Source organism: Nostoc sp. TCL26-01, from assembly GCF_013393945.1.
Lineage (GTDB): Bacteria > Cyanobacteriota > Cyanobacteriia > Cyanobacteriales > Nostocaceae > Trichormus.
Genome location: NZ_CP040297.1, coordinates 6,737,451 through 6,750,190, shown reverse-complemented (window position 1 = coordinate 6,750,190; position 12,740 = coordinate 6,737,451). Strand labels below are relative to the sequence as shown.

The following is a 12,740-nucleotide window of genomic DNA, read 5'->3' as shown; positions in this document are numbered from 1 at the left end:
ACTTATCGCAATTAAAGTGGATGAATTGCCCCATCTCTAACCCTGCAACATCCACAACAAAATATTCAAAATGCGATCAACGGGAGGCAAAGGATAATCTGTTAAATCGATTGTCACAATTTGCTCTTCCAGTTTCAAAAACCGCCAAGCAGTCCCACTGGTAACGCAACCATAAATCACCGATATCGATTCATTTGCCCTGGCATTAAACTTTTGTGCTGCAACCATTTCGGCTACACATTGCCCCAATCCCGATTTTGTATCCTCTTTTTTTGCCTCGACAATAATCAGCGCAGGGGATTTAATAAATAATTGTTCGGGCGATCGACTGACTAAAAAATCACAACGTCCGGTCAATTCTGCATCCACATCTACGGTAAAGTCTTCGCCGGAGAATACACTTATTTGCCGATTTAACAGTCGTCGCACTTCCAACAAAACTGGTGTAATAATTGCTTCCGACCGAGCCTTCTCGCTACCAACCGCCACAGCCCAAGGTAAGCTATCCGCCAAGGTTTCCCGCAGTAATTCGCTAGGTGCGATCGCGGCTAATTCAGGGATAAATGTACCATTTTCTACAATCTGTAGCGAAAAATCTTCAACTACCTTGCGTAATGTGAACTTGTTGTAGGGCATGGTTTTCGGAAATTGTATCTTGTAGTATCTTAGCGAAGAGGCGATCGCACAAAGGTAATGAAACTGTAATATGATTCCTATATATATATTAATTGCTTTTTATAAATATTCAGATAATCTCGGCAAATGAAGAGATTTAATGTTAGGTTTCACTCCGTTTCACCCAACCTACAGAGGATTGCGATCGCTTGATTAAAGTCCACAATATTGGTGCGTTAAGAGAAATTTATCGGCAGAGTAATTAGGAGTTATCGTGAGGAACGCACCCTATAAGATGCGCGATCGCCCTGGGTGCTGGTGCTGTCAGGATTGGGATAACAATAGAACAAACTTAGTTGTTTTGACTATTGCAATTTCTTCATACTTTCCTAGCGATAAAAGATGTTTGTCGCCAGTAACAATATGAGTTGCGTCACCAATAACAGCACATTCAACAACCATATCATCATCTGGATCAGCATCCACCGTCTTCAATTTTTTAGATATCTCGACCAACCGAGAAAAGTTACGTACCTCTTCAACTGCTGCTTGTGCCATCTCCTGGGAAAACCTGAATTTGACGATTAACTTCTCAGCAAACTCGTCCAGAATCTCGTGACAGGTTACAGACTCAATCTGCCCGATCTTTGCCAGAGCTAAACACCGAAACGGATTACTGTTTGTGGACAACAAAGCAGAAATCAAAATATTAGTATCAAAAACAACGGTGTATCGCACTAATCCTCATGCACCACTTCGTCAATAAAGGCTTCTCGCTCATCCTCAGTCATTGTATCCCAGTTTTGACCACATTCTTGAGCAACAAGTCTGGCTCTATCTGCTCCATAGCGCGACAGGGATTCCCACTGCCCCCACTGTTGTAGCAGTAAAAATCTAAACACTTCAATCTGTTGCTCATTGGGTAGCTGTTTGACTAACTCAATAACTTGTTCATTTGTCAGTGTCAAGTTAGGCATTTTTACTTTTGTCATATTATAGAACTACTTCTGCTTTAAATTGTATAGAAGTATTGATTTGTTTGTTTGGAAATTGAGTGATCGCTTTTTTCAAAGATGTTTAAGGGCAAATCTAACACCTCTAGACTGCGATCGCTTGATTAAATTCTATAATTCTGGTGCGTTAAGAGGAATTTATCGGCGGAGTAATTAGGAATTGTAGTGAGGAAAGCACCCTATAAGATCGGCGAACTGCTTGCAGCAGCGCTTCCGCAGAGCGGACGCTTACGCGAACGCTATCGCACTACTGCTCCTCAGTATTTTGAATCATAATATTTCTGATTTTCTCACAGAACTCTAGAAAAAACTGAAAAGTTTTAAGGTCTTCAGACTGATCTTTTACTCTTTTTTGCAGTTCCTCAAAATAGTATTTTTCTTTTGCATCGTTCGGATTCTTCTTACTATATGTTGTATTTTTTGCTCTAAAAACTTCTCTTAGGTATTCATAATGGAAGTCAGCATGATTTCTCATTTTATAATTTCCCATCTCTTCAGGGTTTTTCTGAGAGACATCATAGTAATTTACGTAGCTCGACAATGGCAACTCTAGTGGTTGTTTAGAGTTAAAAATCCTCTTGTTTCCTAGCAACCAAGTCTCTATACAGCGATTTTGCAAAATAATTTCAACTTTAGTCTTTCCTAAGTGAATTTCTTTATTTTTAATCAACTGACTTATATTTTGTCTTCTTTCCTCTACTGATTCCTCGTCAGCATCAACACATATAACGAGATAATCGTATTTTGGAGTCTCTAAAATTTTATCAACAGCATTTTCAAGACCGTCATATAAAATGTTAGGATATCCTCCTCCACTGATGAGGTAATAGTTGTTATTTTGAACTTCATCGTGATACTGAACCCTAATTAGATTAGGAATGAGATATTCAAGCCATTTGGGATATATCTTTTTCTCTGTGCTATTCCCCTCAACCAAAAAGTAAATATTCATCACTACTCTTCTATATCTCCTTCGTCCTCTAGAACATTGATCAAATCAATAAAAGCTTTTTGTCTAGACTTGGATATATGAAAATCTTCTGCATTTTTGACACTTACCAAGCCAGCTTTTCTAGTCACGATTTTCCAGTAGGCAGGACTAACATTGTTTATTATGTAAGGGTGATGGCTAGTAATAATAAATTGTATCTTCTTATTATTGAGTACAAGTTCGGTAACACTGTCCAAGCAATTAACACCTAAACTATTTTCAAACTCATCGATTAGGATGATGCAGTCTTCAGGAGCTAAATATAACTCACTGATATACATCAATGTTTTCAACATTCCTGAAGAAATATTCTCAATCCAATTTTCTACCCCTTTTTCTTTAATGCTAACGGTGGTAGCGTCCTTTAGCAAATCAGATAGTGCAATAGGAAGATCATTATTCTTGATAATCTCGATTTTTATGTCTGAGACATTGGGAAAAACGGAGATAAAAGTTTCTTTTATCTTGTTAAATTCTTCAGGAATTGTTCTGTAAAGAATAGATAGTTTTATTGGCACTGGCAAACCACTTTCCTGCAAGGTAGATAGTGAAGCTTGTTCAAATTTTTTAAAAATAGACACTGGCAAACGCCAAACTCTATCAAAATTCTCAGAATCAGCCAGTATAATTTTATCTAATGATTCTTTTATAGGAGCTATTTGATCTTCTTGTTTGAGTAGTTCAACTACGCTTTTAAAAGGTGATAATTTAGGAGTTTTGTTTCCATTAAAAATAATTTCTGGGTCTTTCCTCTCAATCAAAACTTTATTATTATTACAAACTAATTTTTCATTTATGAGTTTTACTTGCTCATCTTCTTCCGAACTTTCATTTATCGAGATAGTGCTTCTTCTTGTTTCAAATTCTCCACTCCAAGTATATTCAATATTATTATCGGCTATAAAACAAACATTCCATTTGACTCCGCTTAAAGATGCGCCATTAGCTATAGCCTTGAGGTAGTAAATAGCTCTGAGTATCCTTGTTTTTCCTACACCAGATACACCAACTAAAAGATTTATATTTGGTAGAAAATCTACCTCTGCCAGCTTCCATTTGTATTCATCATCGTAATACTCTAACTTTTTGATTTGCATACTATTACTATGTTTGATAATTGACTTAAACTTATTTTTACACGTGTTGATAATTATAGCAGATTGTTTAGTAGAATTTAAAAGTTTGTAGAAATTATTGATACTTTCTCTTCTTTGTGAGTATGTTTGAACAAATATGTTTTCCTAACTATTTTCACAAAAGATGAAGTTATGACAATTATTCATCAATAATATAAAAAAAGTGATAGCTCAGATTATTTATACATTCTCCGATAATTTAAACTTTTCAACTTCCAACCTCAACTTTTCATTCTCCATCCTGAGCGCCAATATTTCATTTTTCTGTAACTCAATTAATGACTTTTGACTAATTACCTCACCAAAGGCTTTTTTCCTATTTTCAATCCCAAACCATCTTTGATAAGTTTTTGTATGTTCATCAACAGTATGACCTAAATTGTCTGCTGCGGCTTTAATCGGTACTCCCTGAAGATGCGCTCGAATCGCGCAAGCATGACGCAAATCGTAGGGTTGAAACTCAATTCCCACTTTTTTAAACCATCTGGATATATCTCTCCGCATCCAATTAATATTTTGTACAGATGCGATTTTTGCAGTTTTTTTCTCTAAAATATTTAATGGTTTGGTATTTTTTAAATCAAATAATTCTATCCATTCAGGAACAAAAGGAATAACTTCTCGATATCCAGTTTTGGTATTTTTATTCACTTTCCAAGTATGGTCTATATTTTGCGGAGACATCCACCAATTAATATCCGGTTGTACAAATAGTTCCCTTGGTCTTAACCCAAAGGTTGCCAACATTCCATATACCCAACGCCACATTTCCCAAGTGTCTATTTCATCACTAATATTTGTATTTTTGCGATTGAGGGCGAATTTTTCAAATAGGTCAAAAGAAGATATTATTTTATCATTCTCAGGTATTTCTCGATGGGCAGGAGTGACATGATCCCGTGTCACATCAAGTGTAAATCCTAAATTAAATGTTTTAATAAAAACAGAAGTTACCGCAATTAATTCATTTTTTTTATTTCCATGAGATGAATTAATAATTTCCTCAAAATTATTTTTTGTTGCCGAAGTTGTTAAAGAAAAATTTCTTTTAATTACAGATATATAGTTAGCAAAAGTATTTTCACTGGTGATGGTTTTCTGACGGGTTTGATAATATTTTTCCGCAAATGTATCTAATAATTCCCCAATAGTTTTGATCTCTTGCTTTTCTCTAGATTTAATTCCTAAATACTTCTCATTCCACTGGAAAGTATGACGAGCGATTAATTTACCCAACTCGTAACTTTCCTCAATAGCAGTTTTTAATCCCTCTAAATTTGCGGGTATTCCTAGAGACAAATCATACTGTTTTTTCTGCTTACCTACACTACTATCCCCTGGTTTTAACGGTAGGGTAGCGCGTAATTGGAGAGAATTGCCAGTTTGTTTAATGGTAACTCTAATTCTATCCCTTTTTAAATTAGTATTAGCTTCGACTAACTTCTGCTCAAAAACTTCTTGATAGTGTAATTCTGTTGCTTTAATTTTCGCCATTGTTCCTCTGTAGCTACCGTCTGTGGTGTTCTGCGGCTCAAAGTCTGCAAACATATCGGTAAACCAGTCCCTTGAGTTTGCATTTGCATCCTCATCTGTAGATGGGGGATATGTCTCCGATATTAAGTTTTGGCGATCGCAATTACCCTGATTTTGATTTTGCCCGGTCATTCCCTAAATATTCCCTTATTTATAAGCTGAAATGGTGAAAATAAAATGTTATTACCGAGCAAAATAACCTTATTTAATAAGTTACTCAGGAACATTTTTAACATATTACCCGACATCATAGCAGTTATATGGTTCCTGGTGGTGTAATGTGCGCCCCCACTTTAACCGACATTACTCGCGCCTGGGCAATTTTAGAATACTTCCGTACCAACTGGTTAGAACCTGTGTGGCTGGGTTGTTCTTTGGAACGCTATGAAGAAATTCAAACCTATGATGACTTCATGGATTGGTTAGATGAAGACATCAAACACCGGGAGTCAGACTTGGGTTTTTACTGGCGCATGGGTTTAGATATCGGTTTAGATAGATATGGTGCTGGTGTGGGTAAGTATGTCAGTTGGGGATATTTAGCCCACGAGGATAAATACCAGCATCCGACTATTGAAGGACGCAATGCGGCGATGATTATGAAAAGTGGTGTGTATGACAGCTTTACAGACACCCACACCTTGATGGATCAGTCCTTTACCCGTGAGAATACCACCCATTCTTGGTACGATGAGGGGATAGAGAATATTCACCCAAGCGATCGCACCACCAAACCTACAGCTAAAAATACCAAAGACTTTAATAATGCTTATTCTTGGGCAAGTGCTGTACTGCACAAAGACTTCGGACGCTTAGAGGCTGGCCCTTTAGCTAGACAATTAGTTGCTGGTGGTAAGCATGGCGAGTCTTGGCAACACTACGACGGTTTTATTCTGGATGTGTTCAAACACTTCGGTGGTGCTAACATTCACGTCCGTCAATTAGCCAGGGTTCACGAACTGGTGAAATTATACCGCCAAGCTGAACACTGCTTACGGGAGTTCAAGTTAAACGACCCTTGGTATATCAAACCCCAAGAAAAAGACGGCAAGGGTTGGGGTGCAACAGAAGCTGCACGCGGTTCTTTGTGTCATTGGGTAGAAATAGAAGGTGGTAAGATTAAAAACTATCAAGTGATTGCCCCTGGTACGTGGAACATCGGCCCCCGTGATGGTGAAGGAATACGCGGCCCCATTGAAGAAGCCTTGGTTGGCACACCAATCGCTGATCCTGCTGATCCTGTGGAAGTGGGACACGTGGCGCGATCGTTTGATTCTTGTCTTGTGTGTACAGTCCACGCCCATGATGCCAAAACGGGCGAGGAGTTGGCACGTTTTCGCACTGCTTAAATTAGTGAAAAAATATCAGTTATCAGTCGTTAGCTGATAACTGATATTTTATTTTGAGCGATGAGTATAGGAATCTAGTAGTTTGTCGCTTAGTATTCAGCTTCGTCGGGACTTTCTTTTCTGATTAGAATTAGCAAAGTTATCAGCTACTTTAGTAATCTCTCCCTCAAAACTAGTAGTAGGTACTTCCTGATTAATGACTTGTAGTTGCTCATCTACAATCAACTCATCTACCTGTAATTTATCAGAAGTTTCTTCTGATATTAATATAGCTGACTTCTCCACTTGAATCTCATCGGGAGCCTCCTCTTGACTAGCTAAAAGCCCTGCATACTTAATTATTTCTAAGCCCTTCTGAAATCCAGAGTAGTCATCAATAGTTTTACTCATGTCAATTTCAAGCTTATAATCACGACGTAAGTTTTGAATTGCGTTCTTAATCGCTTCAATTTCTTTAATTGCACTATTGTCTATGTTGCTATCTAAAATCACCTCAATCTCATCAAGAAGGATAACCCCATCTTCACGCTTTGCAGAAATAGGATGAAGTGCAATAAAGTCTTTCTTTAAACGCTCAATCTTTTGAGAGAGTCTTTCGTCCGTTAACCTCTGCTGGGCATGACGCTGCATACTATTCAACTTCTTAAACAAAATCCTAAAATTTTTTTCAAAAATTTGAATTGCATCAGATTGATGCCTATCTAAATCTTGTCTTTGTGACCACTCATTTACCACTCGAATAACATTTCGAGCAAAGCCAACCTTATTAATTTGTAAATCTTTGTCAGGAAACTCTAAAAGACTTGCTTGTATAGCGTCAAGGATAGTTTGGTTAGTAGTTTTACTTAAAACTAAATCTTCTGTCAAAAAGGAAAATTCTGTTTCATCTAGTTGAAGAAATTCTTGCAAGTAAAACTTAGTTGCTTGTATACATATAGACAACGGAATAATATCTTCTATTTCAATTTTTACTGTTGCAGCATCAGTCCCTAAAGAGAATTCTTCTTTTAGATCAGTAAGCTGAAGTATAAATTGCTCTTTAAGCACAGGTCTTCTATGTTGACCACCTTTACCTAATAATTGCTTCTTAGCTTCGTTACCACTTTTATCACTGTCGAGTAAGACAATTACTGCTGGCTGTTCTATATCTCGTCCACGAGCAAGATAGACTAAATAGGGAATATGCGATGCTGAACCTGATTGAACAATAGTGATTTGATTTAAATCTAAAGTTTCTAAGTTAGGGATATCATTTCCGCGAAGATATATGGTAGCTCCTGCAATGATAATTTGGTCGGAAATACCCTCAACCATTAAATTACAATTGCCAATGAAAGCTGTTTCACCAACATAAGCACCAATCGAAGATCTCAGAGGTTCATAATGATTTTTAGCAGCATCCTTCACTACTCTCGTTCCTTCATCCTCATTTCCCTTTCGCAAGACTCGAATGCGTTCAGCATGATTCTTATCAATTAAAAAGGGAGAGTGAGTTACATAGACTACTTGAATAGGATGGGTTAAATGTGAACCTGGTGCTGGACTTGCAAACAGGTCGAATACTTTAAGTAAATCTTGCTGTGCTTGACTAGATAAATAAGCATCTGGTTCATCCATTAAAAGAATTTCGGTTTTATTTGGATGAGGTTCATGAGATCGATACTGAATGTAATAACTTAGAAAGTATCGTAATCCTTGGCTTCTTTCTTCAAATGAATATTCAGTTCCTGTTCTATCAGTTATTGTAAAAACTAAGTCATAGTCTCTTGCCATGACTTTTAAACAGAAGTTTTTGTCTTGAACCCAATAGTTAGGAAAGTTTAAATTAATAGATAATTGTCGGTTAATTTTCTCAATGATTCCATTTGCATAACCCTGCATTCCCTTTTTAATTGCTCCAGCTAAATCAAGTAAAGCATTGGTATCAACTTGAGCAATTTTGCAAATCAATTTATAAGCTAAATTGAACTCTTTCTCTCTCCTCTCTTTTTCTTTAGAACTAAAGACTGCTTCATCCAATGCTGAAATAATTAATTTCATTGTCTTAATTGCATCGGGATCAACAACATCCTTATTTTCACCCCACAAAAGACGAACTTTAGTAACCAGTTCTGGGTTATCACTCAATTCATCGAGCGCATCCACAATTCTGCTTCTTTGTTCCCGATCTAAAAGTTCAAATTTTCGGCTATCGAGATATTTCTCTTGATCTAAGTGGACTAATTTTTTAATAGGAACACTGGACGGAAGTGCAACATCAGACTCAATTCTGAGTATCTCAGGAAGTAAACTTTGCAACTTGCTAGCTTGTTCATCCCCAATCCTATATGGTCTGTAGTCTCCTTTTTCAGGCAGATATACAATTAAATTATGAATATTTTTTCGGAATACTAAAAATCGATCAAAAATAATATTCTCAGGAATTTCTATGATTTTTCTTAAGCTTACTTCTTCAGACTTAGATAGACCAGACCATTCCGTACCAAAATCAGGATATTTTAATTCATTCTGCTTAACCGTAAAAAGATGAGAATAACGACAAAAATCACTCCGTTCAATATTATTTCCAGATATAGCCTTTTCGATAGCACTTAGTAAGTGAGATTTGCCAGATTCATTTGCACCAACAATTGTTGTAATTTTTGGATCGATAGGAACTTCAATATACGGGTAAAAAGCATTGCCTATCTCTTCCCAAGGTTTATGCTTTACTCTATTATTATTTTTTCTGAGGAAATCGTCGTTAAATGACTTATAGAAGCGAATAAAAACTGTTTTGAGATACATAGAGTAAAAACTAATAGTAAACTTGTAACTTTTACGTAACTTCTTTAGTTTTACTCGTAATTAATATAACCTGTCAATACTAAAATCATCAGCAGAGCAAATTTAGTTAGGCTTAATTTTACTTATGTACAGTATAGAAATTATCATACTTTATAAGTATCACAGGTGACATTAAAGTAATTTATATAATAAAATGAGGTATAATTTAGTTACTAAATAATAGTTTAAGCATTTCATCCACTACAACTAAGTATTTGTATAATTTGACAGTGTTGGCAACAAGTGATCGCTTTGAGAATACCAATAAGTGCGATCGCTAATATAAATATCTAAAACAAATTAATACCTAATCTCTGCAACTTTTCCAATATCCCGGTTCTCGGCTACAGTGCATAACTGCCAGAATCAGAATGTAATCTTGCTCAATTGTGTAAAGAATGCCATACGGAAATTTACGTGTCAGACATCGCCGGATGTCTTCATCAAATAAACTCCAACGATAAGGAGATTCTCTAATCTGATAGACTGCATCCTCAACAGCATTAATAAATGCTTGTGCTAGCTCATGCCGTTGTTGTGCATAATACTGGACAGCCTCTGCATATTCTGTCAGTGCTTCAGGGTGAAATACATACTTTATTGCTCAAGTAGTCGCCTCACCTGAACTAAAGCTTCATCTCCTGGTATGGCTTGCACAGAAGCATTTCTAATCTCATCTCGCCGTCGATGCGCTTCATTAATCCAAGCAGCTTGAATGGTTGGATCTGTGTCGGATTCAAGACTTTCGATAATTTTTTCTGCCAAAAGCGCTCTCAATGCACTAGGCAAAGATAAGATTTCTTCTGTTAGTTGCTCAATCGACAGCATAGCTTTTTGCTTACAGTGTAAGAATAATCTAACATGGCGTTAGCATCAACCTTATCTTATGACTCAAATGATTGCTAGAAGCGATCGCACACAGGAAGTAGGGACTGTCTTGACTTTCAAGACAGTCCCTACATCAGATTTGATGTTTAGCCTTAACTGAACCGGATTGTTTTATAAACAGTTTAATATTTGTCACTACGAATAAATTTTTTCATAGATATTTGATAAAAATAAGCAGCAGAAATTAGCCAAAGCCACCAAAATCTTAATAGAAAAATATCATAAGTTAGTTTAGGTTGTCTTAAATCATCAAAACTCTGTTTCAAACCAGTAATAAACAGAATGTATATTGCAAAAATCCCAATAATTGGCAAAATTGAAAACACAAGTATTGTAAAATCTCGAATAACTAATGAGCTAAATTTTGGTAATCTTAGCCATTGTGGAGGATTTGACCACAAAAACTTCAGTAAAAGTGCATATACTCCTGCTAAAATTAAAAACCAAATAAGAGCTAATAACAATGCACCAACAGAAACAATAAAAAATAAAATTATACCATTGTGATTCGTAACAGCTAGAATACTTCCTACTAAAGAGTAGCGCCAGAATTCAAATGCAAAAATTACAGTTGCACCAAAGTAGGCTGGTATCCCTAACTTCATAGCCATTATCCAAGCCTTTGGATAAGGTAGCCAAACAGGAAACCAACTTGTTTTGCTCATAAGCTCAATAGTTATATGTTGTGAAGAAGATATTTACGCTAGTTAATAACTAGTTCTGGAAATAATTATCATAAGCGATAGATATTACATTGTCAGTACGTATATATATTGAGGAGACACCAATACCAATAAGTGCGATCGCTCGTATAAATAAATATCCAAGTTATTAAGCATTTCTCGTTCTGGAAGTTGCTAAATAGTAGTGCCAAAGAATCCTGGTGGCTACTCCTCGCCACGGTTGCCAGTTTTGGGCGATCGCTTCTAGTTCTTTCGGTGTGGGACGTGTGGCTAAACCTTTGATTTGTTGTGTGGCGATCGCTAGTCCTAAATCGCCTTTAGGAAAGGCATCAGGGTGTTGTAGTGCCATTAAAAGATAGATATCAACTGTCCAATCACCGATGCCTTTAAGACGTTTTAGCTGGGTTCTAATCGCAGGTTCTTCCATTGTCAGCAACTGGTTTAAATCCAAATCACCGTTAACAATTGCCTCTGCTAGTCCTCGACAATATAAACTTTTTTGCCGACTAAATCCGATTGTTTTTAATTGCGTATCATTAAAGGTGAGAAAGTTTTCTGGAACTAGTGGGACAACGATTTCAGATAATCGATTAAATACAGCCTTTGCCGATGCTAAGGAAACTTGTTGTTCGAGAATTATTTGTATCAGTGTGGGAAAACCTGGTTCTCTTTTCCACAGAGGAGGAGTGCCAAAGGTTTCTAAAATGCGTGCCAAATCGCTATCGAGGTTGGCTAGGGCAATGAAAGCGTCATCAAGGTTTAGTGGTGTTTGAGCATGGCTTGGCATATTTTTAAACTTTATGAATAGTTCACTCTCTTATTCCTTGTTCTTTCAATAATCTATCCATCCATTCTCTATCTTTTGCCACCAACTCTGGTACAGGAGGTTGATTGTAATCCAAGGTCAAATCAAATCCGGCTTGCTCATATATCTCTAATAATAGATTTTGTAAATTTAATTTTATTTCCTGTTCTTGGTGTTCTAAAGGAATAGTAAAATTAGGGATAGCTTCTCTCACGGTAAAAGCGAATAATTGAGCCGAGGGTAAGCAATCAGACTTGACAACTAAAATCCGGTAGTCTGTGTCAGGAATATTTGTGATAATTGGCATTTTATCGCCATTTCTAATTAAGTCAATTTCTACTAAATTAGTATCACTTTGTAATATTTTTTCTCTTTTTTCTAAATAAGATTTTCTTCCTGCTTTCGTGCGTTTATTGGTGGGAGAAAGCACTTCAACTACTGTTATTACTTTACCACTAGAAATTTCTCTAATTTCTAAATATCCTTCTTTGATTTCTAAAGGTAATGGTAATGTTACAGTAATAGATTTATTTTCTGTGTCAGTGGGTAAAGTGGCTATTGCGGCTTTATTACTATTGGATTGTTGTTCCTTTTGTTTTGCTGATAAAATCGCTAAATCAGGAATACCGATTAAGATGGCATCTTCAGTATTGATTGTATAGGTACGTTTTTCAATGGCTACTCGATATTTAGGACGCAAAGGAGGAGATATCGCAATAGCGATCGCTGTAATTAATCGATGGTGTACCTCTGACCATAAATCAGGGTTTTCTAAATAGGGATTCATCCCCGGAAAGGGATACTTCATAAATATAAAATTTATTAATTTACTATAACTTTAGTGTATAGCGATGTTTGAAGTGAGGAAGTAAGTCTTTATATTGTTTCACTAGATAAAGTG

At 36.4% G+C, this 12,740-nt stretch carries 12 protein-coding genes and 1 pseudogene; 1 reads left to right on the top strand and 12 read right to left on the bottom strand.

Annotated elements, in window-relative coordinates; all coding sequences use genetic code 11:
• Positions 1-36: 36 nt before the first annotated feature.
• The 6 genes from FD725_RS29160 to FD725_RS29135 form a co-directional block, all read right to left on the bottom strand.
• A complete protein-coding gene (locus FD725_RS29160; RefSeq protein ID WP_179051349.1) occupies positions 37-636 on the bottom strand; it encodes a hypothetical protein in 600 nt (199 codons plus the stop codon).
• 303 nt (positions 637-939) lie between these two features.
• The gene (locus FD725_RS29155; protein ID WP_179051348.1) at positions 940-1,353 is read right to left on the bottom strand and encodes a putative toxin-antitoxin system toxin component, PIN family; all 414 of its coding nucleotides are present in this window, start codon (positions 1,351-1,353) and stop codon (positions 940-942) included.
• Entirely contained in the window at positions 1,353-1,592 is a 240-nt protein-coding gene (locus tag FD725_RS29150) for a hypothetical protein (protein ID WP_179051347.1), read from the bottom strand. Before FD725_RS29150 ends, FD725_RS29155 begins: the two co-directional genes overlap by 1 nt.
• A 283-nt stretch (positions 1,593-1,875) precedes the next feature.
• Positions 1,876-2,580, bottom strand: coding sequence for a hypothetical protein (locus FD725_RS29145; RefSeq protein WP_179051346.1), 705 nt, complete (start codon positions 2,578-2,580; stop codon positions 1,876-1,878).
• 2 nt (positions 2,581-2,582) lie between these two features.
• Positions 2,583-3,716: an AAA family ATPase gene (locus FD725_RS29140; RefSeq protein WP_179051345.1), complete on the bottom strand. Its 1,134-nt coding sequence runs from the start codon at positions 3,714-3,716 to the stop codon at positions 2,583-2,585.
• Between the two features lie 219 nt (positions 3,717-3,935).
• Positions 3,936-5,420, bottom strand: coding sequence for a site-specific integrase (locus FD725_RS29135; protein ID WP_179051344.1), 1,485 nt, complete (start codon positions 5,418-5,420; stop codon positions 3,936-3,938).
• Positions 5,421-5,536: 116 nt separating this feature from the next.
• Here FD725_RS29135 and FD725_RS29130 point away from each other — a divergent pair.
• A pseudogene (locus FD725_RS29130) lies at positions 5,537-6,637 on the top strand (nickel-dependent hydrogenase large subunit); the annotation flags it as partial.
• A gap of 96 nt (positions 6,638-6,733) precedes the next feature.
• Here FD725_RS29130 and FD725_RS29125 read toward each other — a convergent pair.
• The 6 genes from FD725_RS29125 to FD725_RS29100 all read right to left on the bottom strand — a co-directional run bounded on the left by FD725_RS29125 (position 6,734) and on the right by FD725_RS29100 (position 12,647).
• On the bottom strand, positions 6,734-9,424 hold the full coding sequence (locus tag FD725_RS29125) for an AAA family ATPase (RefSeq protein WP_179051343.1): 2,691 nt from the start codon (positions 9,422-9,424) through the stop codon (positions 6,734-6,736).
• A gap of 346 nt (positions 9,425-9,770) precedes the next feature.
• Positions 9,771-10,064, bottom strand: coding sequence for a type II toxin-antitoxin system RelE/ParE family toxin (locus tag FD725_RS29120; RefSeq protein ID WP_179051751.1), 294 nt, complete (start codon positions 10,062-10,064; stop codon positions 9,771-9,773).
• Positions 10,061-10,291 carry an addiction module protein gene (locus FD725_RS29115; protein WP_179051342.1) on the bottom strand — a complete coding sequence of 77 codons (231 nt, stop codon included), beginning with the start codon at positions 10,289-10,291 and terminating at the stop codon, positions 10,061-10,063. The genes FD725_RS29120 and FD725_RS29115 overlap by 4 nt, the downstream gene beginning before the upstream one ends.
• Before the next feature lie 182 nt (positions 10,292-10,473).
• The gene (locus FD725_RS29110; RefSeq protein WP_179051341.1) at positions 10,474-11,016 is read right to left on the bottom strand and encodes a hypothetical protein; all 543 of its coding nucleotides are present in this window, start codon (positions 11,014-11,016) and stop codon (positions 10,474-10,476) included.
• A 166-nt stretch (positions 11,017-11,182) separates the two neighbouring features.
• A complete protein-coding gene (locus FD725_RS29105; RefSeq protein WP_179051340.1) occupies positions 11,183-11,821 on the bottom strand; it encodes a DNA-3-methyladenine glycosylase in 639 nt (212 codons plus the stop codon).
• A gap of 22 nt (positions 11,822-11,843) precedes the next feature.
• Positions 11,844-12,647, bottom strand: a complete 804-nt coding sequence (locus tag FD725_RS29100) for a DUF4058 family protein (RefSeq protein WP_179051339.1) — start codon at positions 12,645-12,647, stop codon at positions 11,844-11,846.
• Positions 12,648-12,740 lie beyond the last annotated feature (93 nt).